At 63.7% G+C, this 23,925-nt stretch carries 21 protein-coding genes and 1 pseudogene; 13 read left to right on the forward strand and 9 right to left on the reverse strand.

Annotated features, from left to right (window positions below; genetic code table 11):
- The first annotated feature begins 260 nt into the window (after positions 1-260).
- The 7 genes from B1964_RS28860 to B1964_RS28890 all read left to right on the forward strand — a co-directional run bounded on the left by B1964_RS28860 (position 261) and on the right by B1964_RS28890 (position 10,073).
- On the forward strand, positions 261-1,667 hold the full coding sequence (locus B1964_RS28860) for a helix-turn-helix domain-containing protein (RefSeq protein ID WP_216354303.1): 1,407 nt from the start codon (positions 261-263) through the stop codon (positions 1,665-1,667).
- Positions 1,668-1,867: 200 nt separating this feature from the next.
- Positions 1,868-3,310, forward strand: coding sequence for an aldehyde dehydrogenase family protein (locus tag B1964_RS28865; protein WP_079932234.1), 1,443 nt, complete (start codon positions 1,868-1,870; stop codon positions 3,308-3,310).
- A gap of 5 nt (positions 3,311-3,315) precedes the next feature.
- Positions 3,316-4,845, forward strand: a complete 1,530-nt coding sequence (locus B1964_RS28870; RefSeq protein ID WP_079932235.1) for an AMP-binding protein — start codon at positions 3,316-3,318, stop codon at positions 4,843-4,845.
- Positions 4,846-4,977: 132 nt separating this feature from the next.
- Positions 4,978-5,391, forward strand: a complete 414-nt coding sequence (locus B1964_RS28875) for a PEP-utilizing enzyme (protein WP_079932236.1) — start codon at positions 4,978-4,980, stop codon at positions 5,389-5,391.
- A gap of 11 nt (positions 5,392-5,402) precedes the next feature.
- Positions 5,403-6,839, forward strand: a complete 1,437-nt coding sequence (locus B1964_RS28880; protein ID WP_079932251.1) for a hypothetical protein — start codon at positions 5,403-5,405, stop codon at positions 6,837-6,839.
- Between the two features lie 79 nt (positions 6,840-6,918).
- Positions 6,919-7,566, forward strand: a complete 648-nt coding sequence (locus B1964_RS28885; protein WP_216354304.1) for a hypothetical protein — start codon at positions 6,919-6,921, stop codon at positions 7,564-7,566.
- Positions 7,567-7,571: 5 nt separating this feature from the next.
- Entirely contained in the window at positions 7,572-10,073 is a 2,502-nt protein-coding gene (locus B1964_RS28890) for a pyruvate, phosphate dikinase (RefSeq protein WP_079932252.1), read from the forward strand.
- Between the two features lie 249 nt (positions 10,074-10,322).
- Here the strand turns inward: B1964_RS28890 and B1964_RS30240 are convergent, their stop codons facing one another.
- From B1964_RS30240 to B1964_RS28910, 5 genes are all read right to left on the reverse strand, one after another.
- Positions 10,323-10,574 (reverse strand): hypothetical protein, encoded by a 252-nt coding sequence (locus B1964_RS30240; protein WP_139765951.1) that lies wholly within the window; start codon positions 10,572-10,574, stop codon positions 10,323-10,325.
- The gene (locus tag B1964_RS28895) at positions 10,555-10,836 is read right to left on the reverse strand and encodes a BMC domain-containing protein (RefSeq protein ID WP_079932238.1); all 282 of its coding nucleotides are present in this window, start codon (positions 10,834-10,836) and stop codon (positions 10,555-10,557) included. Before B1964_RS28895 ends, B1964_RS30240 begins: the two co-directional genes overlap by 20 nt.
- A 1-nt stretch (position 10,837) precedes the next feature.
- Entirely contained in the window at positions 10,838-11,650 is an 813-nt protein-coding gene (locus B1964_RS28900) for a 5'/3'-nucleotidase SurE (RefSeq protein ID WP_079932239.1), read from the reverse strand.
- Positions 11,647-12,648, reverse strand: coding sequence for an HAD family hydrolase (locus tag B1964_RS28905; RefSeq protein ID WP_079932240.1), 1,002 nt, complete (start codon positions 12,646-12,648; stop codon positions 11,647-11,649). The genes B1964_RS28900 and B1964_RS28905 overlap by 4 nt, the downstream gene beginning before the upstream one ends.
- 66 nt (positions 12,649-12,714) lie before the next feature.
- On the reverse strand, positions 12,715-13,719 hold the full coding sequence (locus B1964_RS28910) for a hypothetical protein (RefSeq protein ID WP_079932241.1): 1,005 nt from the start codon (positions 13,717-13,719) through the stop codon (positions 12,715-12,717).
- 198 nt (positions 13,720-13,917) lie between these two features.
- Between B1964_RS28910 and B1964_RS28915 the strand changes: the two genes are divergently transcribed.
- The 6 genes from B1964_RS28915 (at position 13,918) to B1964_RS28940 (ending at position 19,196) form a co-directional block, all read left to right on the forward strand.
- A complete protein-coding gene (locus B1964_RS28915) occupies positions 13,918-14,211 on the forward strand; it encodes a EutN/CcmL family microcompartment protein (protein ID WP_079932242.1) in 294 nt (97 codons plus the stop codon).
- A 142-nt stretch (positions 14,212-14,353) separates the two neighbouring features.
- A complete protein-coding gene (locus B1964_RS28920; protein ID WP_079932243.1) occupies positions 14,354-14,671 on the forward strand; it encodes a BMC domain-containing protein in 318 nt (105 codons plus the stop codon).
- 53 nt (positions 14,672-14,724) lie between these two features.
- A complete protein-coding gene (locus B1964_RS28925; RefSeq protein ID WP_079932244.1) occupies positions 14,725-16,101 on the forward strand; it encodes an aldehyde dehydrogenase family protein in 1,377 nt (458 codons plus the stop codon).
- 64 nt (positions 16,102-16,165) lie between these two features.
- Positions 16,166-16,801, forward strand: a complete 636-nt coding sequence (locus B1964_RS28930; protein WP_079932245.1) for a hypothetical protein — start codon at positions 16,166-16,168, stop codon at positions 16,799-16,801.
- Complete coding sequence (locus tag B1964_RS28935; protein WP_079932246.1) at positions 16,798-18,159, forward strand: malate dehydrogenase; 1,362 nt, start codon at positions 16,798-16,800, stop codon at positions 18,157-18,159. The genes B1964_RS28930 and B1964_RS28935 overlap by 4 nt, the downstream gene beginning before the upstream one ends.
- Positions 18,156-19,196 (forward strand): alcohol dehydrogenase catalytic domain-containing protein, encoded by a 1,041-nt coding sequence (locus B1964_RS28940; RefSeq protein WP_216354305.1) that lies wholly within the window; start codon positions 18,156-18,158, stop codon positions 19,194-19,196. Before B1964_RS28935 ends, B1964_RS28940 begins: the two co-directional genes overlap by 4 nt.
- 28 nt (positions 19,197-19,224) lie before the next feature.
- Here the strand turns inward: B1964_RS28940 and B1964_RS28945 are convergent, their stop codons facing one another.
- The 4 genes and pseudogenes from B1964_RS28945 to B1964_RS28960 form a co-directional block, all read right to left on the reverse strand.
- Entirely contained in the window at positions 19,225-21,396 is a 2,172-nt protein-coding gene (locus tag B1964_RS28945; protein ID WP_172399008.1) for a helix-turn-helix domain-containing protein, read from the reverse strand.
- 16 nt (positions 21,397-21,412) lie between these two features.
- Positions 21,413-22,249: an ethanolamine utilization protein EutJ gene (gene eutJ, locus B1964_RS28950; protein ID WP_079932249.1), complete on the reverse strand. Its 837-nt coding sequence runs from the start codon at positions 22,247-22,249 to the stop codon at positions 21,413-21,415.
- A gap of 139 nt (positions 22,250-22,388) precedes the next feature.
- The gene (locus B1964_RS28955; protein ID WP_079932250.1) at positions 22,389-23,489 is read right to left on the reverse strand and encodes an NAD(P)-dependent alcohol dehydrogenase; all 1,101 of its coding nucleotides are present in this window, start codon (positions 23,487-23,489) and stop codon (positions 22,389-22,391) included.
- A gap of 86 nt (positions 23,490-23,575) precedes the next feature.
- Positions 23,576-23,845 (reverse strand): annotated as a pseudogene (locus tag B1964_RS28960) (acetyl-CoA C-acyltransferase); the annotation flags it as partial.
- Positions 23,846-23,925 lie beyond the last annotated feature (80 nt).

Genomic DNA, 23,925 nt, shown 5'->3' on the forward strand with positions numbered 1-23,925 from the left:
AACGAAGAGGAATAGCCATGCCAGATCCTGACCTCCGACCCGAGATCGCACTCGGCTGGCGTAGATCGATGATGAGCGGTCTCGACCCCGGTATGGAAGTACAGGAACCTCGGCTCTTCGAGGTCGACCGGCACAGCCGACTCCTGCGCGCCGCCGACCCGGTGTTGACCCGGATGGTCGACGAACTCAGTGACACCCGGTTCTCGATCTTGCTTGCAGACCACGCGGCCCGGATCGTCGATCTACGCCGAAGTAGCCGCGTGGCCGACCGGCATCTCGACCGTGCCAAAGCGGTTCCAGGGGCGACTTATCTCGAAGAAACCAGTGGCACCAATTCGTTGGCGACTGCGTTCGAACTCCGTAAGCCGATCGCGGTTGCCGGCGACGAGCATTTCCTCGAGGCGCTACGCGTCTTCTGTTGCTACGGCGCGCCGATCATTCACCCGATCACTCGGCGTTTGGAGGGCGTCCTGGACGTGACCGGTCCCGTGGAGGACATCAGCAACCTGCTGGGTCCTTTCCTGATGCGCGCCGTTCGGGATATCGAACAACGGCTTCACGAGGGGTCGAAGCTCAGTGAACAGCGACTGTTCGCCGAGTTTCAGATGGAGGCGGCCCGAAAGAAGTCCGCGATCATGCTGTTCGGCGAGAATCTGGCACTGAGCAATGCCGCCGCGATGGATCTGATCAGCGGTGACGATCACCCTGCCTTGCGGGCTCTCGCTGCTGATCTCTCGGATCGCGAACATGTGACGCGAAGCCTTTCCCTGGCGTCGGGTCGTCCCGTCGACGTGCACGCACGACTCGTCGACGAGAGCAGGGACGGGGTGCTGATCGAGGTCGTTCCCCATGAGACGGTTTTCCATCCGATGAAAGGCGCGGCAGGTAGTCGTCTCGGCGTGGAGGATCCGACTGGTCAACGTCGCGGCGGGCACATCACCGTGGTGATCGGAGCACCCGGAACCGGTAAGACGACGCGCGCGCGCGAACTCGCCGGCGTCGACGCAACGTGGATCGATGTCGGCGGAGCCGAGGACTGGACATCGCGGCTCCGTCGAGCTGAATCTGTCGGAACGCCCCTGGTCGTGGACAACGCGCACCTCAGCAGCCCGCGCGAGGCCGCGATACTGAGGGCGACGGTTGGCGCGGCCACGAATTCGGTGGTAATCACCTTGACCGACGACGACCTCCCCAACGAGCATCAAGCGCTGGCCGCCGTCGCCGACGTGCGAGAGGAACGTCCTCTGCTGCGCGATGCAGGTGCCGAGTTTCCAGCCGTCGTGCGCGCTGCTCTCGATCGCGTCATCGCTGCATCAGGTCCGGACGAATCCGGCGTGTACTCACGTTCGTCGACGCAGATTCGCATCACACCCTCAGCTATTGAGGCGCTTGCCGCCCAGGACTGGCCGGGGAATCTGACAGAACTCGACCATGTGCTTCGCACGGCACTGCGAGGTAGGAACGCGGGCGATGTGACCGTCGAAGACCTTCCCGTGACGCATCGCGCAAAGCCTGATCGTGTTCTCACGCCGCTCGAGCGCGCAGAGCGCGCGACCATCATGGCTACGCTACGCGCCTCCGACGGCAACAAGGCGGCTGCCGCCACCACGCTCGGGATCGGCAGGAATACCCTCTACCAGCGAATTCGCTACTACGGCATCGGCTGATCCGCATCCTTGGTGCGGCCGTGGGTCCGCGTTGCATCACTGCCACGAGGAGTAGCTGGCGCCGAAACGTACTCCCTCGGGGAGTGTTCGAAATCAGGACACTCGGTGCAGACGCAAGCGTTCACAGTGATGAATGCCATAGTCATCCACGCGATGTGCCGGCGAACACCGAGGCGCATCGCTGCTTTCGAGGAGATCGCATGAGTGCGCCCACGGACGTGAAGTACGTCAACATCATCAACGGCGAGCGTGTCGGGTCCGATGCGACCGCGCCGGTCTACAACCCTGCCACCGGCCAGGTCATCGCCGACGTTCCGGTTGCCAGTCCCGAGGACCTCGATCGCGCCGTCGAAGCGGCGCGCGCAGCGTTCCCCGCCTGGTCGGCGAGGCCGATTGCCGAGCGTCAGGCTATCGTGTCGGCCATCGGCGACCGCCTCGAGGAGCATGCCGAGGAGTTCATGGCGCTGCTCACCTCCGAACAGGGTAAGCCGCGTGCAATGGCCGAGTGGGAGGTCTACGGATCGATCGCGTGGTTCCGCGAGATCGCCAAGCAGGAGCTTCCCGAAGAGGTTCTGGAGGACACTCCAGAGCGCAAGGTGATCAGCCGGCACACCCCGCTCGGTGTGGTCGGAGCGATCGTTCCTTGGAACTTTCCGATCCTGCTGGCGGTGTGGAAGATCGCCCCGGCACTCGTCTCGGGCTGCACCATCATCGTCAAACCGTCGCCGTTCACGCCGCTCTGTGATCTGCGGTTGACCGAGATCGTGCAGGATCTCGTGCCCGCAGGCGTGTTCAGCGCGTTGTCCGGGGACGACGAACTCGGCAAGTGGATGACGTCGCATCCGGGCATCGCGAAGATCGCCTTCACCGGAAGCACCGAGACCGGCAGGCACGTGATGGCTTCTGCTGCCCACACGCTCAAGCGGGTCACCCTGGAACTCGGCGGCAACGACCCGGCTATCGTCCTACCCGACGTCGACCCCAAAAAGGTTGCACCGCAGATCTTCTGGGCTGCATTCCAAAACAACGCACAGTTCTGCAATGCGGCCAAGCGTGTGTACATCCACGACGACGTCTATGACGCTGTGCGCGACGAGTTGGTGGAGTACGCGAAGACCGTCGTGGTCGGCGACGGCGCCAACGCCGATACGCAACTCGGTCCCATCCAAAACAAGCCTCAGCTGGAAAAGGTCACCGAGTACTTCGACGACTGCAAGGCCAACGGTTACACCTTCGCGCTCGGTGGGGAGATCGACAACGAAGCCGAGGGCTGGTTTGTGCCCGTCACCCTCGTGGACAATCCGCCGGAGAAGTCGCGGCTGGTTGCCGAGGAACCGTTCGGACCGATTCTGCCGCTGCTCAAGTGGAATGACGAAGCGGACGTGATCGCGCGGGCAAATGACACCGTGTGGGGCCTGGGCGCCACGGTGTGGGGTGACGACCTCGAGGCCGTCGAGCGGATCGGCCGTCAGATCGAGGCAGGAACTGTGTGGCTCAATGAAGTTCACCAGTATTCGCCCCACCAGGTCTTCGGAGGCCACAAGCAGTCCGGTATCGGAGCCGAGAACTCGCTACACGGCCTGGCCGAGTACACCAATCATCAGACCGTGTGCCTCAATCGCGTCGAGGGCACGGTGGCCTGACCGTCATGACCTTCTCTCGTCCCGCAGTCAGCCTCGCGGAACTTCTTCCGTGGGCAGCTCTCCGCCACCCCGACCGGGTCGCACTGATCACCTCCACTCGCACGCTCACCTACGCGGAGCTCGACGCCCTGTCCAACAGGGTGGCCTCAGCGCTGCGCGACAGGGGTTTCGGCGTCGGCGACGTGGTGTCGTTGTTCGGTCAGAACAGTTGGCAGTGGATCGTCGCGTATCACGGCGTCCTGAAAGTCGGCGGTGTCGTCAACCCGATCAACGTGATGTTGACCGGCCCTGAACTGAACTACGTACTCAATGACTGCGGGGCGAGGGGATTGTTCCTCGGCGCTGACGAGGCCGAGCGTGTCGGCGAGTTCCTGGGTGATATCGACCTTGTGGTCAACGTCACCTTCGACGCCGCGTTCGACGAACTGCTCGCTGCGGGTGATGCCGCTGAGTTCCCGATCGCGCAACGCCAACCCCGCGATCTGGGCAGTATCGGCTACACCTCCGGGACGACCGGTCACCCCAAAGGTGCGATGCAGTCGCTGGAGTCGGTACTGCTCAACTGCGCGCACACGGCGACGATGCACGGAAAGACGCACCGCGACGTGATCCTGTCTGCGCTCCCGGCGGCGCATGTGTACGGCAACGTGGCGATCAACGGCACCTTCTTGGCCGGAGGGACCGTCGTCCTCATGGAGCGATTCGACCCGGGTGTGGCATTCGGCCTGATGGCCGAGCACGGCGTGACAGTGTTCGAAGGCGTACCCGCGATGTATTCGATGCTTCTTGCCGCCCCCGATATGGCGACCACCGATCTCTCCGGGTTGAGAGTGAGTACCGTTGGCGGGCAGACATTTTCGCCCATCATCATCGAACAGTGGGAGAAGCTGACCGGCGCGCCACTACTCGAGCTGTGGGGGATGACCGAACTGTCCGGTCTCGGCACAACTCACTCGGTGTATGCGCCCGCATGTCCGGGTTCGATCGGTGTGTCCCTACCGGGCAACGAGATCGCTGTTGCGCCGATCGACGGGTCGACCGACCCGGTGCCCATGGGCGAGGCGGGGGAGCTGATGGTGCGTGGGCCGCTGGTGATGCTCGGCTACCACGGGAGGCCGGAGGCGACCGCTGAGGTGCTCTCCGAGGACGGTTGGCTACGCACGGGTGACGTTGCCTACCAGAATGATTCGGGCCACGCGTTCATTGTTGACAGACTCAAGGACATGATCATCACGGCTGGATACAACGTGTATCCAGCCGAGATCGAACGAGTTGTGGCCGCACATCCGGACGTCGCCATGGTCGCGATCGGTCGTCGCCCCGACGCCGTCAAGGGTGAGATCGCGGTCGCATACGTTGTCCTGCGCGCCGATCGAGAGCCGGACAAGGACTCGATTCTGGCGTTCTGTGTTGATCGGCTAGCCGCGTACAAGCGGCCACGTGACGTGGTGTTCGTCGACCAACTGCCGACCACGTCGTCGGGAAAGCTGCTCAGGAGAAAGCTTTCCGAGCTCGACTCAATGGCAGCGACGTAGCCCCTATCCGTCGCGGATAGCTTGGCGCGTCCATGCCTGTCCCGATGGTGAGTGCGCCAGCGCACAACTACGGAGCATTGTGAGCTACGGAACATCAGATACCGGGAAACTGGTTCAGTTAGAGGAGATTCCATGCAGGTAGTGGCAGAGGGCTACAACGCCTTCGAGACAACGAAGTCACCGGTGGGCGAGGTGAAGTACCTCGACTCGCCCCAGGACGTGATCGAGATCGTCCAGTCGGGCAAACTTAGCGAGTTCATCTTGTTGGTCCGGGGTGGGACAACGACCTTCCTCACGCCCGCGTTGAGCATGGGTGCCATCGGCGTCATCACCATGTCGGGGGCGCCGGAGTCGCACCTGGGCATCCTGTCGCGCGAGTTTCAGATCCCGTGCGTGATGACCGCGCACCTGACCGACAGTGACTCGCGGTACGAGGTCGGTAACACCGACAACTCGCATTTCGTCGAGATCACGGAGGCGCTCGTCGGCAAGAAGGTGCAATTGCTTTGCGACGATGACGAAGTCGGCCGAGTGAGTCTGGTCTGAGGGGAGTGGAGATGACCATCAACGCGCAAGCAGGGGCCAAGGCCACCTACAAGGATCGCTACCGCGCGGAGGACGACGGACTCCGTTTTCAAGACCTGACCTTCGAGGGCAACTTCGTCGGGATGGAACCTGTGACCGACGGCATCCTCGGCGACAAGATGATGCGAGCACGTGCCAAGAGCAAAGTGCTCGAGAAGGTCGGCAAGGATGACGTTCTGAAGGAACAGTTCACGCTCGACGAACTCAATGACCTCAACAACTACCTCGCCTGGAATATCTGGGACACGCTCGTCATGCGTGCAACGGAGGGTGTCTCGGGAATGATCCCGCGGCAGGAGTACGAGATCCTGGCGTTCATGCACGAGTTCTACCGTTGGCCCGAGTTCCTCCGTCTGGCGACGGATACCGTTGGTGCGCAGGGTCTTCTGGACATCGGAGCGTCGGCTCGGCGCGAAGTCGGCACCAAGGTCAATTCGGTGCACGATTGGTCGATCGGTGCAGTCGGATTCGGTATGGGGCGCTGCGGGCTCCTCGCTCTGGAGGCGATCGGCCCAGATGAGTACGTCGAAGAATCCAACACGATGCTCAAGTTCATGCAGCGCATTCTGTGGGGCAAGCGTCAGGACGGCTATATCCTGAACTCCCAGGATCGCTACCGTGGAGCCATCCACGATGAGGACTTCCTGTCGACGCTGACCGCGCAGCTCGTCCCGCTCGAAGAAGGCGCCCCGGACCACACCGCGCTGACGAAGTTCAACGCCGCGGCGGAGTTGTTGGCATTCCTGCAACATTTCGACAACCGCCTCGGACTCGGCGACACAGGCCCCTACGAGCTGCCCAACGGCAATCTGCTGATTCTGCGGGACCTCTTCGTGAACGAGCCGATCTTCCATTGGGCTGACGTGTGTGAGGATGCCGGACTTCCCTACGCGTACACCGTGGCTCTGGAAATTGATCCAGAAGCGATGGGGCTACAGGAAATTCGTGTCAACGACATCTCGACCACATTCACCCGTCCGAAGAACTACATCCCCGCCATCGTCGGGGGCGCAGTCTTCGCGCGCGAGAAGTGGGACTCCCCGATGAGCGAACTGCGGACACTGCCCATCGGTGACCTCGCCGGCGAACTGCCCAAGATCCAGGATGCAACGCTCAAGCTGTATCGCAAGATCTCGCGGATGCCGCGTCGGGACCTGATCTGGTCGGGACACTACGTCTACTACGTAGACATGATCCAGCCCTACCTGCAGCGCGCCGGGGTGTACGAGAAGTGTTGCCGCGATCTACAGATGTGGGAGGTCGACCAGCGGGTCGCCAACTACTACTACGACATCACCAAGCGTGGATTCGCTCAGGAGGTCGTGCCGCACAAGATCTTCTCTGGTCGCGGCTACCTGCCGTTCGGAGAGAACGCGGACCTCCGCTCGTCCAAGTACACGTGGCTGTAATCAGCCACCAACGTATCCACTGACACCGATCGTCATCTCGCGGTGGTCGTCTGAGTATTCGCCTGGACGGCCACCGCGAGTGGCTTCTGGTAACCCGAGGAATCCAATGACATCAACACTTTTGGACAAAGATCTCTACGATGCGCTCAACGTGGTAGCATTGAAGAAGATGTCCACCGCCGCCGGCGTGGCGGATACCACCACCCTTGACCTCGACGCAGCGCAGGCCGCGCTGGCGACTCTTGCCGATCGCAATCTCATCGTGCTGGTCGGCGACAACGCGTTGCCCACCGATGCCAGCGCTGAGACGCTCACCGAATCCGCGGCCGAGATCTACGCTTCCGTACGGACCGATCCTGCCGTTCTTGCGGTTGCTGACAAGTTCGAAGACGTGAATGCGCGGTTCCTGCGGGCGATGTCGGCATGGCAGCAGATCGAAGTCGGCGGGCGCAAGATCACCAACGATCACTCGGATTCCGACTACGACAACAAGATCATCTCGCAGATCGACAAGCTCGTGTCGCGATTGGCCGGCCTTCTCGAGACGCTGGGTGAACGCGATCCGCGATTCCGTATCTACATCACGAGGTTTCGTGACTCGCTCGACAAAGTAGATGCGGGCGACATCGCATTTGTCTCCGATCCGACACGTGACTCGGTGCACAACGTCTGGTTCGAGTTCCACGAAGACCTGCTGCGCACCCTGGGCAGAAAGCGAAAGGAATGACCACCATGAGCGGCACCTCGCCGACAACGCGCACCGGCGTGACCCGCGCATTCACCGACCCCGGAGATGTGGACCTCAACGAGGTCGGCGGCAAGGGATTCGGATTGATAGAGATGACCAGGAGTGGTCTGCGGGTACCGCCGGGCTTCGTGATCTCGACAGCGGCGTGCCACAACTATCTGGAGGCCGGAGAACTCACTGAGTCGTTGATCTCCGAGATCACCTCACGATTGGCCGACGTCGAAGCCGAAACGTCGAAAACGTTTGGTGCAGGGCCGATTCCGTTGTTGTTGTCGGTGCGATCCGGGGCCCCGGTCTCGATGCCCGGCATGATGGACACTGTCCTCAATCTCGGCGTGAGCCGAGAATCCGCGATTGCTCTCGCAGATGTCACCGGCAACGTCCGATTCATGGCTGACGTCGTATTCCGTTTTCACGGTATGTATGCCGAGACGGTGCTCGACGCCTTCGAGGTCCCCGAGCGTCACGAACTCGACGAAGTCCTCGACGGGTTGCCAGACGACGCGTCAGCGGGTGGCGTGTACGACGCCGTCTGGTCCTACTGTGCCGCCAAACTGACCGAGGATTCCGACGACGTCGTGCCGACGGATCCGTACGAACAGCTCATCGGGGCAGTGGAAGCGGTCTTCCGCTCGTGGAACACGCGTCGCGCAGTAACCTATCGCGACGTCCACGGCATTCCCCACGACCTCGGAACTGCCGTGGTCGTGCAGTCGATGGCATTCGGCAACCTCGACTCGAACAGCGGTTCCGGCGTGGTGTTCACTCGGAACCCGGTCACTGGCGAACTCGGCATGTTCGGGGAATACCTCGAGGCCAGCCAAGGCGAGGACGTTGTCGCGGGAACCAGAACGCCAGACCCCGTCCAGAAGATGTCCGAGAAAGCTCCCGACGCGTTCGCCGAGCTGACACAGACGTGCGAAGCAATGGAACGCAGACGGCAGGACATGCTCGACATCGAGTTCACTGTTGAGCGGGGTGAGTTGTACATGCTGCAGGTGCGGAGTGCCAAGCGCACTGCGCGAGCGGCGATCCGCATCGCAACGGACATGTACGACGAAGGGATCATCGACGCTGCGGCGGCTCTGGGTTCGGTATCACTGGACCAGGTTCGCAATGTGCAGCGTCCGGGATTCGATCCCGCAGAACTCGCCGCCGCAACCGAATCCGGCAAGGTGATCACGCGCGGTGTGGGCGCATCGCCGGGCCAGGTCGTCGGAGAACTCTACTTCGATTCGGAGTCGGCTCAGGAGGCGGCCAAGGCTGGACGTCCGGCAATACTTGCGCGTCCGATCACCAGCCCGACTGACCTGCACGGCATGATCGCAGCTGACGGAATCGTCACTGCCACAGGTGGTTCGACGTCGCACGCGGCTGTTGTCGCACGAGCACTGGGAACGACCTGCATCGTCGGCTGTGCTGAACTACAGATCGATCCGACCGCCGGAATCATGACGGTCGGCGACCGAACCTGGACTACCGGTGACCTCGTCAGCCTCGATGGTGCGACCGGTGATGTGATCGACGGTCAGATCACCCTGGTCGACGGGGCGGGCGAGGGGGGCGACGGACTCGCCGCACTCCTCGACCTGGCCGCATCGGCAAACGCGGGCATCTCGGTCCTCGGGCGCGCCCACACTGTCGACCAGGTTGCCGAGGTCAACTCGCGCGGTGGCGATGGTGTCGTGAGCGCCGTCGACGACGTCTTGGTGACGGCCGGTCTTCTCGACCAACTCGTCGCAGATCTGGAATCAGGAAAAGAACTCACCGCCGCTGCAGCGGATCTCGAGTCGGCGATAGTCAAAGCCTTCACGCCGTTGTTCGCGGCAGTCGGCAGCTCGGTCGAGGTCGACATCCGCGGTCTGGACTTCCACGCTGACGATGTCGCGGAACTGCTGTCGGTGGCCAATCTTTGCGCGATGCATCCACAGGTTGCCATGCCGATGGGTTCGCCCGAGCTCGTCTCCGCCCAACTGCGAGGCCTCGCCAAGGCTGCGGAGGGCACCGGCGCGTCGGTGTGCTTCGTCAGCCCGCGGATGAGTGGTGCGGCAGAGGCAAGAGCGCTTCGTTCCCTTCGCGATTCGATCGGCGTGCCGGTCAGACTCGGTGGGTACGTCACCAATACGCAAGGGGTACTGGAGATCCCCGCGATTGCTGCCGAACTCGACCAGGTGTGGCTGGAGCTGCAGCGATTGCAGGCTGCGACGTACGGAATCCCGCCGCGACATCTCTTGGCGGCGGAGCCCCTCGACAGCTACGTCCGTGACGGATTGATCGACATCGATCCGCGCAAGAAGATCAGCGAGTTCGTCGAGAAACTGGTCGACGACACGTTGGAGCGGCTCGAGTCCCCGGCCACGCTGAGTGTCCGATTGGCCGGTGCCGTGTCGGATGAAACAGTGCATCTGCTGCGGCGCAAAGGAATTAAGCGATTCGCAGTGTCCGTTGACGAGCTACGACCGGCTCGTCTGGCCGTGGCCAGGTAGAGCCTGCAGCCCGAGCACAGACCCGTCCCCGAGAGCATCCGGCGCTCTCGGGGACGGGTCTGTGGCGGTATTGCAGGCATTGTTGGGCCGGCAGGAAATTCGTGCGCGTGGCCATGTAGCTGCGCGGGGCACTGGCTCTACCAGCGCACCGCCCCTCATGGCGCGCAACGCCTCTCAGTGCACGACACCAGGCAGGCCCGTGGTCGGGCCTGCCTGGCGATTCGCTCATGGTGAGCAGCAGACAGAGCGCTACGCGCCGAGGCCGACCCCGTAGGTGCTTCGCAACGCCTCGGAGAGACGGGGATCCACCACGGTCGTGTCCAGAACCGCGAGCACACGGCGCCCGAACGTCGCCCTGTCCACACCGAACGTGACGAAGATGTCTTCTGCCGAGCCGCCGCCAAATCGGTGCCATCGGGCGGCGAAGTCGAGGAGTAGCTGGGTTTCGGGACGATCAGTGGCGCTACGTGGTAACGCGCGTTCAGGAAGGGAAGGATTCATCGATGACGACCTCGGCCTCGGGATGGGGACGTGGAATCACGTGTGAGGCATAGAGTTCGCCTACGCGTTCGGCTGCAGCCACGCCTGCTGCCACCGCCGCCTGGACCGCACCCACATCGCCGTGGACCAGTACCGTCACCTGCCCGTTGCGCAATGCGCGGCAGCCGTCGAGGGTGACATTGGCGGCCTTGACCATTGCGTCGCCCGCCTCGAGTGCACCGACGAGACCGCGGCACTCCACCATCCCTACTGCACCTGCCATGTCATTGCTCCTTAGTGGTCGTGAGATCCGTTGTTGGCCTCAAGTGGGGTGTCGCACCCGCCCATTCGACGGGAGAGTCTCCGGTGATCCGTATCGACGACACCGTGGGGTACCCGGCCTCGACGAGAACGATGTCCGAACCGACGCGACGTTCGATCGAGGGCGGCAGCATCGTCGTTCCGTTGGCGTCGTGAAAGCTTGCAATGAACGGAACCAGGGACGGCACGCATCCTTCTGCCCGCCACTGCGCCTGCACTATCGGTTTGTCGAGTGTCTCGACGTTGGGCACGTTCAGATTGAAGATGGTGCCGGGCGGTGCAGTGACGATGTGGTCGAGAACGTCGGCGATCAGAGTCCGAGCCGTGTCCCACTGACGCGGTGCGCTGTCGGCAATGTCGTCGCAGTACAACGAGAATGCGGCGCCGACCGCGCCGTGCCCGGCGCCTACGATCGCTGCGCCCGCGGTGCCGGAGTGCAGTACGCCGGAACCGAGATTCGAGGCGTCGTTGATTCCGGAGAGTACGACGTCGGGGATAGGCCCGAGTTGGCCGGTCATCGCCAGCAGCGCGATCATTCCCGGATGGGTTGCTGCAGAACGGACCTCATTCCGCAGAGTGCTGTTCTGACGTGACGTGACGACCGGGGATGCCCCGGGATCGCGCCACAATCCAGCTGCGCTTCCGCTGGACTGGCGATCTGGCGCAACGACCCACACATCGTGTCCGGCGGCTTCTGCGACCTCGGCGAGCGCAATGACCCCTGGGCTCGCTACGCCGTCGTCATTGGTGACCAGGATAGTCTTCGTCTTCGTCATCGCATGGTTCTCGTGATCGCTGCGGTGAGTGCGGGATCAGTGCTGTTTCGCAGCGTTGTCGGTGCGAAACCCGTTGTCGTGCGTGATTCTCGGTGTAGCTTATGAACGGTGGTGGGTGTGGCAGCTGTCCCGGTCATGGTTGCGTGCACTGCCATGCGCAGGCGCTCCGCCGATGTGCGACGTCGCTCGTTGCGGCGTGCAGCAGCCTCACCCTGTCGCTTCGCGGTGGGGGTGTTCGTGGTGTCGGCCGCGGGTACCGCACACGACGTCGCGCACTCGCAGTCGTGTTCTGCGCGCCCATAGAGGTGTGCGAGAAGCTCTTGCGGCCAGATTGCGACGAATTCCGCTCCGGCCGCGAGCAACTGCTCCTCGGTGTGCATTCCCCACGCGACACCGACGGCTCGAATTCCTGCTGTCACAGCCGCCTCGACGTCGCCCACGGTGTCGGTGACGAGCACCACCTCGCGCGGGTCAGCCTCCGGACGTTCGTCATTGCTCGACGACACCGGGGGCTCGTCGTAGTAGGCGCGGCACAGTCGGCCCGAACCTGACGCGGCATCGGCGAGGAATCGTGCGATGCCCACGGTTTTGTCAGGTTCTACGTCCCCGCCGAACACGTGTGAGAAGCAATATTCCAGGTTGTTGTTTCGAAGCACGCGTCGGACGACTGGAGTCGTGTTCGACGACAGTACTGCCAGACGGGAGTGCGGCACCATCGCCTTGACGACGTCGATGAGTCCCGGAACCATCACCGGCGAGTAATGGTCGGTGAGCGCATCCATGAATTCGGAGACCACAATGGCTACAAGGTGTGGTGGACACGCGTCGCGTAGGGAGGCAAAGAAGTTGCCCGCGAACAATTCGTAGAACGCTTCGGGGGTGTCGATACCCAGCCCGTGTCGACGGCCGATGGGCTCGAACACCTGCCACGACGCCTCGCGGGTCTGCACCAGGGTGCCGTCGAGGTCGAAGATGACCGCGGTTGGAGGTGGACACATGAGCTGGGGTGGTCCTTTCCGATTGGGCGAGCGTGCGCGACCACCGTTGGTGGTCGCGCACGTCTCTCAGATGTCGCCGCTGTAGATCTTGCAGAGGTGCTGGGGGCCGATGAAGTCCTGGATTTCACCCCAGCCGTCTGCGGAATCGTCACCGCCATAACGCCATTGCGCCAGCACGTTGTAGCCGACGGTGCCCGGCCCCGCCTGCCAGGGAAAAGCGGTGCGACCGAGGCCGGTCAAGCGGTGGGTCTTGCCGCGGCTGTCGGTGACCTCGAGTTCGACTGACTGGGCGAAGAATCCGCGGCGGATTGTGCGGCCGGTTGCGTCGGACAGTCCATACAGTTTGCCGTCTTCCATCACGTACCCGTGTGACAGCGTGAGGTCGGTTGCGGCGTCCGGTCCGCCATCGGGGTCGAAGTCGAGGATGGCGTGAATCGCGAAGTTCTCCGAGAAGTGCGCGTGCAGCCAGCTCATCGTGTGTCCTTGATGCTCCGAGCGCAGCCCCCAACTGTGATCCATCGTCGACACGCAATCGACGGGGTAGGTGCGCCCACGCAGGGAGACCTCGCCCTCGAACTTGCCGGTCTGGTCGAAGTGGCCCGCGTATGCCTCGCCCCATGCAAAGGTGTCGTCGTCGGCGGCTGCCGCGAGCGCTTTGGCGACGACCGGATCCTGTGCGGGATCGTGGATGTCGAATGCGTCGGCCAACGCGGTATAGCGGAACGAGACGGCTACACCGTCGCCGTTGTCGAACTCGACGTCCCAGACCTTGTTCGGGTCGGGTGAGGTCACCGACAGCCCGTTCGCGAGCTTGTAGTCGCGCAGATTGTGTGGCTGCGGGATCGCCAAGTGGTGTTGGGCATCCCAGTACTCGGCCTGCCACGGCGCCTCGACGAACTTGGAGTTCATCGCAACTGTCGAGATGACGACGCCCACGTTCGGCCGGAACAACGCATACACGCCGACATTGAGGTGCGCTTCCGGTACATAGAACCCGAAGAAGTTGGTCTCCGCCCACGTCGGATCGTCGCTGGTCGGCTTGTGAAAATCGGCGTCCTGGTCTTCGATCACTGTCTCTCCCTCGTATTCACGCCATCGTGTGAGAACCAGATTGCGTGATCGCCGCGATGGACGTCACCTCTTCCGTAGACAAACGGCCCGCGCATTCTTATCTTGCACTGATAAGAGGTAGCTGCGGCTCGCTTGCTTACTGTGTCTCCATCGCTCACCTGCGAGGTGGTGGGCGGATGAATCGAACAGGAGGGCACGATGCGCGTCGCACGGGTCGTCGGGCAGGTTGTCTCCACGGCCAAACCGGATTCGATCGCAGGTCGAACCATCCTGCTGCTCAACGATATTGACCCTGCCGACCCCGACCAGGTGAGTACGCGTACTTATGCCGCAGTCGATCTCGTCGGTGCCGGCCGCGGAGAGGTCGTACTCGTTGCCACCGGGGGTGCGGCGCGGGTCGAATCCGCGACTGCACAAGCGCCAGTCGACGCGGCGGCCATCGGCATTGTCGACAGCCTCGTGGTCGGTTCAGACGTGACCTACGAGAAATGAACAGTTCACGAAGATGACGAGTTCCCGAGAAAGAGCCACACCCGGGCGTAGGGCAACCGAGCCCGCCGCGACGAGTCCGGTCAAGAAGGCCGAATCGACAACTCCTGCAACGCAGGAGCAACCAAAAGAGAAAGGCACGACAATGGCACCACAGACAACCGCTACGCGCGGCGCGGGAGCGCTTGGACTGATCGAGACCAAGGGTCTCGTCGGTGCGATCGAAGCGGCTGACGCGATGGTCAAGGCCGCCAACGTCTCGTTGGTGGGTCACCGCGAGATCGGCGGGGGACTGGTCACCGTGATGGTTCGTGGCGACGTCGGTGCGGTCAAGGCCGCTACCGATGCTGGCGCAGTCGCCGCGGGCAAGGCCGGCGAAGTCGTTTCTGTCCACGTCATTCCGCGTCCCCATGAGGAGACCGAGAGCGTTCTGGCAATGCTCACCCGTCCCAAGGGCGCCTGAGTCCCGCTGTGTGCGTACACCGCTGCAGTAGGTGGTGAGGAAAGGCAAGTGAGATGACAGCAGTTCTCGATCCCGACCTGGCGGCCCTCGCCGACGTCCGGTCGCAGGTCGCTGCGACCAAGGCGGCGTTCGACGCCATCGACGGCGCAGATCAGGAGTATCTGGACAACATCGTTCGTGCCATGGCCAAGGCCGGGTACGCGGCGTCGGAGAAGCTCGCGCGGCTCGCCGCCGACGAGACCGGCTACGGCGTGTTCGAAGACAAGATCATCAAGAACCGGTTCAACACGGGTTTCGTGGCGGACTGGATGCTCGAGCGCCGAGCAGTCGGTGTTCTCTGGGCCGACGAAGCGAACAAGGTCACCGCGATCGGCTCGCCGATGGGGCTCATCGCCGCGATCATCCCGGTGACGAATCCGACGGCGACCGTCCTGTTCAAGAGCCTCGCAGCGGTCAAGGCCGGCAACGCTGTCGTGCATGCACCGCATCCTCGTGCGGCGAAGTGCTCGCTGGCGGCGGCAGAGGTGATGGCAGAAGCCGCGGTGAAAGCCGGAGCGCCCGAGCATCTGGTGTCCTGCCTGCATCAGCCAACCTTGCCTGCGACGGCGGAGTTGATGTCACATCGAGACGTGCGGCTGGTCCTGGCCACCGGGGGACCAGCGATGGTCGCCGCCGCATACTCGAGCGGGAAGCCGACGATAGCGGTCGGTGCGGGCAACGTTCCGGCGTATGTCGACAGGTCTGCGGCAGACATCCCGGAAGTGGCGACGATGCTCGTGAGCTCGAAGTCCTTCGACAACGGGACGGCATGTGTCGCAGAACAATCCGTGGTCATCGACTCGCCAGTCGCCGATCGACTCATTGCCGAGATGACCCGTGAGGGCACTGCATGGTTGACGCTCGATCAGCAGCAGGCTCTTGCACGCACTCTTTTCGACGAGAGCGGGGGATTGCGGCCCAACGCAGTTGGTCAGTCTGCGGTGAGACTTGCTGAGATGTCTGGCTTCTCGGTGCCGTCGACCACCAAGGTCCTGGGCGCGGAGTTGGACGCGGTCGGCTCCGACATCCTCCTCTCACGGGAGATCCTCGGACCGGTCCTGACCATCTACCGTGAGAACGGATCGGACGCCGGCTGGCGTCGCTGCCGCGAGATCCTCGCGCTCGGGGGCGAAGGACACACCGTGGCCATCCACGCGGCCGACACCGGTGTCATCGCCAAGTTCAGCGAGCTGCCCGCGGGACGCATCATCGTCAACAGTCCCGCGTTGTTCGGCGGCATGGGGTACTCGTGCAATGTCGACCCGTCCTTTCAACTGGGCACGGGCACCTGGTCGGGTTCGATCTGCTCCGACAACGTGACCCCGCTACACCTGGTGAACATCAAGCGAGTTGCCCACCTGGCCCGGCCGTGGCGCGGAGTCTACGAGTGAGCCTCTTGCGCTTCGCATCATCGTCATCGGGGCTGCTCGCCCCACTATTCCCGAGGACCTTCACATGAGCCATCAGGCAACCCTACGAACCTATGCGTTCATCGATCGCATGCAGCCTCAGTGCGCAGCCCACGTTGCAGCAACCAGTCCCGGCGATCCGCCGCTGGCCGGTATGGCCGAGCTGTTCGTGGAGATGGCGCCGGGCAACGAAGTGTTCAAGGCCGCCGATATCGCACTCAAAGCCGCGGGTGTCCGACCCGCACTGCAGATCATCGAGCGTGAATTCGGCCTACTGGAACTACATTCCGAGCAGCAGGCCGAGGTGTTGGCCGCCGGTGAAGCATTGCTGGGCGAACTCGGGATGAGCGAGAGCGACCGCATCAAGCCGAAGATCGCGTCGACTCAGTTCATCACCAACGTGCACGGCTACCAGGCGCAGCTGCTCAACAAGTGGCGCAAGGGTTCGCTGCTGATGCCGGGCGACAGTCTGTTCGTGCTCGAGTGCGCCCCCGCTGCGTATATCGCGTTGGCCGCCAACGAAGCAGAGAAGGCTGCCGATATCAGCGTGATCGAGATCCGCGCAGTCGGTAGGTTCGGCCGCTTGTTCTTGTCCGGCGGCGAGAGCGAAGTCGCGACCGCACGCGACGCAGCGGTCGCCGCACTCGAGTCGCTTGACGGAGTGGAGGAGGCAAAGCGATGAGCGTCCATGGGGCCGATTCCGTCGACGCCGTGCTCGCTGCCGGCTCCACGCAACTCGTGGTCGGGCGTACCGACATCGTCACGCCGTTGGCGCGCGAGCGAGCGCGAGACACCGGCGTCGAGATCGTCGTCGCCGGCGGCTCCGAGGAGAGCGGGCGGTCTGCTGGCACCATCTCACCCGCCGCGGCGCACACGACAGCGACGTCGTTCACCGGTGCGTCGGCTACGCCGACCACGGGTCGTGAAGAACCGATGTCGTTGCCACATAAGGCATCACGGACCGTCGCACCGCCGCCGCTGAGCCCGCCGTCGCCTGCGTTGTACCGAAGGGGTGGGCCGCTGGCGGCCAACGTGCGCGTCGACAGGCTTGTCACTCCGTCGAGCGCGGCGACCTCGAATGCGAGCTCGCGGGCGGATGGCCGAGCCCGACGGGTGACAGTGGTCGGTGCCGGCAACGTGGGCATGATCGCGGCTATGCGACTCGCGGAGTCCGACAGGATCGACGAGGTGGTCCTTGTCGACATTGCCGGAGAGCGCGCCGCCGGAATCGCGTTGGACATCACACACGCCTCGCCGCTGCTCGGGTTCTCGACAAAGGTCCGTGGGGTGAACACGCTTGCCGAGGCGGGTGCGTCCGACTATGTGGTCATCACCGCGGGCAAGGCGCGGACCCCGGGTATGAGCCGAACAGACCTGGTCGGTACCAATGCTGCGATCGTCGGTTCGCTTGCGCAAGAGGCTGTGTCGGCTTCTCCGGAGGCGGTGCTACTCATCGTCACAAATCCGCTCGACGAGATGACCCAGCATGCGTGGCAGGTCACCGGGCTCCCGACGAGCAGGGTGATCGGCATGGCCGGGGTGCTCGATTCGTCGAGGTTCGAAGCGTTGACCGCGCTCGCCGCTAATGTCCATCCGCACGAGGTGTCGGCGTTGGCGCTCGGCAGTCACGGCGACGAGATGGTGATGCCACTGTCGCAAGCGACGGTGTCGGGGCGGCCGATCGATGCGGTACTCGGTGCCACCGCGGTTGCAGGACTTGTCGATCGGGCCCGAAACTCCGGAGCCGAGGTCGTCGGACTGTTGAAATCGGGTAGCGCATTCTTCGCACCAGGTCTCTCCGCCGCACTTATGGTCCTCGCGATGATCACCGAATCCTGTGATGTGATGGCGGCGACGGTAGCACCGCACGGTGAGTATGGAATTACCTCTGGATATGTCGGGCTGCCGGTTCGCCTGAATCGTTCTGGACTCGCCGAGATCGTGCAACTTCCGCTCACTGCAACGGAATTGGGTGATCTCCAGGGAGCTGCCGCCCGTATCGCGGAACGTGTGAAGTCACTCGACGCGGTGAATGCATGATGAAGGCGGTCGTCTATACCGCGCCCGGTGAGGTCTCGGTCACCACAGTCGCAGATCCGGTACTCGTAGACGGATCCGACGCCATCGTGCGTGTCCTGCGCGCCGGCATCTGCGGCACCGACCTGCATCTCACCGAGCATGGTGACGGGCTCGACGCCGGGAATGTGCTTGGGCACGAATTCGTCGGGGTGGTCGTGGACGTCGGTGCCGCAGTGCGTGGTCTGCGACCCGGCGATCGTGTTGCAGGGGCCGACTTCATCTCGTGCGGTGCGTGCTGGTGGTGCCGGTCCGGGTGTCAGTGGGAGTGCGCGCAGAAGGCCTTCTTCGGCACCGGCACGTCGTTCGGACCGCGACTCGACGGCGCGCAGGCAGAACTGGTGAGGGTGCCGTTCGCTGATGTCGCACTTCAGGTCCTTCCCGCTGAACTCGACTGGGAGAGAGCGCTTCTCCTCGGCGACATCCTCGCAACCGGATACGGTGCAGTCCGTCGCGCGGACTTCCGTCCCGGTGCGACGTTCGCGGTGATCGGCGGTGGCCCCGTGGGGCAACTGGCCAGTCAATCAGCCCAGGCGTGCGGAGCAGGTCCGGTGGTGGTTGTCGAGCCCGTGCAGGCGCGTCGCGAACTCGCAGAGAAGTGCGGCGCGATCGGGGTCGCCCCGGACGACGCCCGCGCTGTCATCGACGAACTCACCGACGGCCGCGGTGCAGACGTCGTGATCGAAGCGGTCGGCGGAGCACGGGGACTCGACACCGGTTTGGCGATGATCCGCAAGCGCGGCACGTTGGTGTCGGTTGGCGTACACAGTGCCGCCGAATGGCCGATGCCGGTCGCGCAGGCATTCGCGGACGAACTCACGCTGTCGTTCGCCATCGGTAATGCAGTGCGCGACAGGGACGAACTCGGACCATTGCTCGCCGCCGGGGTCATCGACCCGACTGCAGTGATCGACGAGCATGTGCGAATCGATGACGCGGCACGGGGGTACTCCGCGATGCGCTCACGAGAGTGTGTCAAAGCAGTGATCGTCTTCGACTGAGTTCACGGCCGGAGACAGGACGCACCCGTCAGGGCACGTCGGTCTCCGGTTGTTCTGCTTGTTCGGAGACCTCGAGCAACCGAAGTGCCAGATCAGCACGCATCCGGTCGCTGTGCTGCGACAGGTCGAGGCCGGTGAGCTTACGAATGCGGTCAAGGCGATAGGCGAGCGTCTTGTGGTGAATGTAGAGCAGTTCCGCCGCGTCCTTCTGTGAACAATTGGAATCGAAGTAGGCTCGAAGTGTCTGCATCAGCGATCCTGCGTTCTGGCGGTCGTAATTCTTTAGTGGGCCGGTGATCTCACGCACGAAGGACTGGAAGTCGGCATCCTCGTGGCCGAGGAGCAGTCGGACGATGCCGAGATCGTCGTACAGCGACACCGATCCGAGTCGCTGCGCCGCAGCGAGTGCGGTTCTGGCTTCTGAGAATGCTTCGACATAGTGTGCTGGCTTGTCGCGAGCGGTGCTCAGTCCCCACGAGAAGGTGATGTCGGGGTGGTCGGCTGTCAGCTGAGCATTGAGTGAACGCAGGAAATCCCTCGCCCGGTCGCGGTCGTGGATCGGCACAAGGGCGACGAGCCTGTTGCCACGGAGACCTGCCAACGTCGGCTGCGCGGGAGAGGTCAGCGAACGCACCGAATCGAGAATTGCCCGTCGCGCCCTGTCTGACGACGAAATGCTCCACTCTTCCTGGTGTGCAATGGAATCAAGATTCTCGATCGACCCGTACAGAATGCGATGCCAGCCGCGCAGCCAGATTCCCATCTGTTGGGCGCGTCCGCGGGCTGCTGCCCGCTGCTCGGGAGAGCCGTCCATCAGATCCCACAGGATCTGATCGAGCGCCTCCGCGCGTGCGAGACTCGCCGCACGCTGCTGTAGGTGGAAGAGTGCGCACGCTAGAGCGGCCTGCTGGCACGCAACCTGCGTCCGGTCGTCGCCGGCAGTGCTGCCCTGGGCGCAGACCATCCCGAATTGGTCGTTGCCCAGTTCGATGGGGTGCAACCAAATAGGCTGCTCGCCAACAGATCTGATCGGCCCGACGTCGCGAGTCAGTGATTCGCGTGCGTGTGTGCACGCGGCGTCGATGGCCTGGGTGTCGGCGTCGCGTGGGTAGCGGGCTTCGATCACTCCGTCGGCTGTGACGACGGCAACGGTTCCGCCCAGGTAGTCGTGGAGAGTCCGTGCGACCCGCGCGAACACGGCGCCGTTCTCGAGAACGATGTCGATCAGCGACTTCTGCAGTCGAGCTGTCTCGTCGAGCAGCGAGATCTGTCCCTGCAGGCGCGCACGAGTCGATTCGAGGTCGGTGAGTGCGCTGCGCTGCGAATCGTAGAGGCGAGCGTTGTCGATTGCGATCGTCGCGAGGTCGGCCAGCGCTTCGAGTCGACGTAGATCCCGCCCGGTGAAACTCGAGTAGCGTCGTCGCCACACCTCGAGGACGCCGACCAGGTCGTCGCCGAGATTCAATGGAACCGCGAGAGCTGAACGGGTCTCCTCGTTCTCGGCGAGGGACATGAAGTCGTTGCTGATACGCATGTCCTGCAGGTAGCTGTCAACTTTGGCGGGAGCGCCGGTCTCGAACACCATCCCGGCGACGCCCTGTCCCTTGCCCATTCTCAGTCGCGAGGTCTCGACCAATCGGTGGCCAACACAGGAACGCATCCGCAATTCGTCGCCCTCGCGGAGGAAGACTCCACAGATATCGGATTCGCTCATCCGGAGTGTCTCGGTGGGGATGGTGAGCAGCACTTGATCGAGATCGGCGACGCTGAGGACCTGCTTGGCCAGATCGCCCACGACACGCGACTCGTCATGGAAGTCGCTGACTTCGCTTCGCGCCGCATCGAGTGTCCGAATCAGTGTGAGCCAGACGCAGATTCGCGACAGGAGTGCGAGATCGTCGGTATCGAATTCTGTCTCGGCGAGGAGGGCGTAGCCGCCGATCGCCACTCCGCGCCGCACCAGTGGCCCGCTGCTGCATTCGAGCGCCGCGTAGTCGGATTGGTCGAGTTCGACGGACGGATCCGGCTCGCCGTTGGTCGAGTCGAGGCGGACCCAGGTCAGGTCGTCGCGGCGAGACAGCAGAATTGGTGAGGTCGCATCGAAACAGCGTGCTACTGCGGCCTCCGCGGTCGCGGAATCCTCGATCACCGACCCCAACAGTGCGTCGAGGTCGGTACGTGTCGCCGGCGAGAGGTGCACGATCACACCGCAGCACTCACGGGGCCGACCGCGCAATCCCGAGTGGCGTGATGAGGTTCGCGTGCGGATAGGTGTGCACCGGCCGATCGAGGTACTTGGCGATCGCGGTGTCGGCACCCGGGTACATGAGCGCTCCTCCCGCGAGATGGATGTCCAGTTCCTCCGCGCCACGTGTGAGTTCAGCGATGTTCTGCGCTATCCGTTCGAAACCGGGTCGCAGGATGGGGAGGTATTCGCTGTCGGACCCAGTGCGTTTGAGCTCTTCGGCCTCCGCGAGGTCGACGCCGAGTGCGCCCGAGAGGATGAGGTCGAGATGATGCCCGCCACCGGCGCGATCATCGAGGGCTTGGAGTTCGCCGTCACGGAACACCCCGACGCCGGTCGAGCCGCCGCCGACGTCGACGACGACGCCGTCGGAGATCTCGAGCGTGTTGTTGGCTGCCGTCACCTCGTCGAGGAGCACCACCTCTTCGAAGTCCGCTGCTTCCAGAACGAACCTGCAGGCGCGGCTTTCGGCGACTCCAACACACGGTGGGAATGCAGTGGCCGCATCGCGCAGGTCAACTCCCAGCGCCTGCTCTGCCGCGGCCTTGAGGCGACGTGTCGCCGCAGCTGCGCCCGCGAAATCGACGACCACGCCGTCGCGGATCGCTGCAGTGGCTTCGACATCGATCCAGACAGGATGGCCCGCAGCGTCGACCACGACGATGACGCACGTCGCGGTACCGAGGTCGATCCCGGTGCGGAGATCAGACGGAGTCTGGGTGCTGTCGTGGAACTCGGCGTCGCCGGAGATCAACGATCCGGCGACGCCGAGGGTCTCGCACACGGTGCGTGGGTGACTCGTGGTCACGTGTCACTTCCTGTTGGTCGAGTGGGACGAATGTGTTGTCGGTGCCACACTCTAACCGACTGGTGTGTGCTGCTCATTGTCCCTTAAAGACAATCAACCCGGGGGTGATTATCCATAGGTGCAGTGACGCTCGACTAGGTCAGCCGAACGTCAGTACCGCCTTGGTGACCTTGCCGTGGTGTACAGCGTCGATGGCGTCGTTGATCGCGGCAAAATCGTAGGTGGTGATCAGCTTGTCGAAGGGGAAGCGGCCGTTCCGGTAGAGCTCGATCATGCGGGGAACGAACTCGCGAGGCACGGCATCGCCCTCGATGACACCCACCAGCGTCTTACCGAACAGAAGGTGCCCCTGGTCGATCGCGACCTCGTTGGGGAGGCCCTGGAAGCCGACCGTCGCGCACGTGCCCGGCGTGTCCAGGCATTCCAGTGCCGACCGCAGTACCGACTCGAAGCCGATGCAGTCGACGGAGTAGCGCGTGCCGGTACCGCCGGTGATCTCGCGAATCCGCTCGGCTGGATCGACGGACGACGAATTGATGGTGTGCGTGGCGCCGAGTTCCGCGGCGGTGGCGAGGCGATCGTCGGAGATGTCCACCGCGATGATCGTGGTGCACCCGGCAGCCACAGCGGCAAGCACTGCAGCCAACCCCACCGAACCGACCGCGAACACGGCGATCGACGAGCCGGGTTCCGGACTCAGCGAGTTCAGGACCGCCCCGGCGCCCGTCTGGATACCGCACCCGAGGGGGCCGAGCAGCTCCAACGGTAGGTCGTCGTCGACCTTGACGGTGTTGTGCGCGGCCACCACGGCGTGACGTGCCCACGACGACTGACCGAACCAGGCGCCGAGGACCGCGTCGCCATCGCGGCTCAGTGGCGACGAGCCGTCTGCGCGGGCGCCGACCAGATTGAGCGGGATGAACTGTCGACAATGTTGCGGGATGCCTCCGGCGCAGTGATCGCAAGTGTTGCAGTGGGCATAGGAGAGCACGACGCGATCGCCCACCGCGAGTTCGGTGACACCGTTGCCGACTTCTTCGACGATGCCCGAGCCCTCGTGGCCGAGGACGATCGGTGTCTGACCCGGGGCCGGTGCTGCGATCACGCCGAGATCGGTGTGGCACACACCGACGCCGACGATGCGCACGAGAACCTCGTCCGAACGCAGTGGGGCGACGTCGACGTCGACAAGCTCGAGCGGGGCGTTCGCCTCCGTCAGAATCGCTGCTGTTGTTTTCATGTTGTCAACCACTTTCTGTTGATTTGTCGATTCCCGGATGGCGGGACGGTGGCTGTGGCCGGGGTGGTAAACCTCTCCGGCGCCGGTCAATTGACCCGGAGGACGATCGCGTCGCCCTGTCCGCCGCCACCGCAGAGCGCGGCCGCGCCGATGCCACCGCCGCGTCGTCGCAGCTCCAGTGCGAGGTGCAGGACGATTCGAGCCCCGGACATCCCCAGCGGATGGCCCATCGCGATGGCACCGCCGTTGACATTGACCTTTTCCGGGTCGATCCCGAGGCGACGCGTCGACGCGATGCCGACTGCCGCGAATGCTTCGTTGATCTCGACCACGTCGAGGTCGGAGACATCGATACCGGCCTTACGGCAGGGGGGGGGGGGGGGGGGGGGGGGGGGGGGGGGGGGGGGGGGGGGGGGGGGGGGGGGGGGGGGCGGGC

Origin of the sequence: Gordonia sp. i37 (genome assembly GCF_002043085.1) — a bacterium.
Taxonomy (GTDB): domain Bacteria; phylum Actinomycetota; class Actinomycetes; order Mycobacteriales; family Mycobacteriaceae; genus Gordonia; species Gordonia polyisoprenivorans.

What these genes read in the sequence shown, in the direction of transcription:
- B1964_RS28865 (WP_079932234.1), top strand. Translation starts at nt 1,868, where the DNA reads ATGAGTGCGCCCACGGACGTGAAGTACGTCAACATCATCAACGGCGAG.
- B1964_RS28870 (WP_079932235.1), top strand. Translation starts at nt 3,316, where the DNA reads ATGACCTTCTCTCGTCCCGCAGTCAGCCTCGCGGAACTTCTTCCGTGG.
- B1964_RS28875 (WP_079932236.1), top strand. Translation starts at nt 4,978, where the DNA reads ATGCAGGTAGTGGCAGAGGGCTACAACGCCTTCGAGACAACGAAGTCA.
- B1964_RS28880 (WP_079932251.1), top strand. Translation starts at nt 5,403, where the DNA reads ATGACCATCAACGCGCAAGCAGGGGCCAAGGCCACCTACAAGGATCGC.
- B1964_RS28890 (WP_079932252.1), top strand. Translation starts at nt 7,572, where the DNA reads ATGAGCGGCACCTCGCCGACAACGCGCACCGGCGTGACCCGCGCATTC.
- B1964_RS30240 (WP_139765951.1), bottom strand. Translation starts at nt 10,574, where the DNA reads ATGAATCCTTCCCTTCCTGAACGCGCGTTACCACGTAGCGCCACTGAT.
- B1964_RS28895 (WP_079932238.1), bottom strand. Translation starts at nt 10,836, where the DNA reads ATGGCAGGTGCAGTAGGGATGGTGGAGTGCCGCGGTCTCGTCGGTGCA.
- B1964_RS28900 (WP_079932239.1), bottom strand. Translation starts at nt 11,650, where the DNA reads ATGACGAAGACGAAGACTATCCTGGTCACCAATGACGACGGCGTAGCG.
- B1964_RS28905 (WP_079932240.1), bottom strand. Translation starts at nt 12,648, where the DNA reads ATGTGTCCACCTCCAACCGCGGTCATCTTCGACCTCGACGGCACCCTG.
- B1964_RS28915 (WP_079932242.1), top strand. Translation starts at nt 13,918, where the DNA reads ATGCGCGTCGCACGGGTCGTCGGGCAGGTTGTCTCCACGGCCAAACCG.
- B1964_RS28920 (WP_079932243.1), top strand. Translation starts at nt 14,354, where the DNA reads ATGGCACCACAGACAACCGCTACGCGCGGCGCGGGAGCGCTTGGACTG.
- B1964_RS28925 (WP_079932244.1), top strand. Translation starts at nt 14,725, where the DNA reads ATGACAGCAGTTCTCGATCCCGACCTGGCGGCCCTCGCCGACGTCCGG.
- B1964_RS28930 (WP_079932245.1), top strand. Translation starts at nt 16,166, where the DNA reads ATGAGCCATCAGGCAACCCTACGAACCTATGCGTTCATCGATCGCATG.
- B1964_RS28935 (WP_079932246.1), top strand. Translation starts at nt 16,798, where the DNA reads ATGAGCGTCCATGGGGCCGATTCCGTCGACGCCGTGCTCGCTGCCGGC.
- B1964_RS28940 (WP_216354305.1), top strand. Translation starts at nt 18,156, where the DNA reads ATGATGAAGGCGGTCGTCTATACCGCGCCCGGTGAGGTCTCGGTCACC.
- B1964_RS28955 (WP_079932250.1), bottom strand. Translation starts at nt 23,489, where the DNA reads ATGAAAACAACAGCAGCGATTCTGACGGAGGCGAACGCCCCGCTCGAG.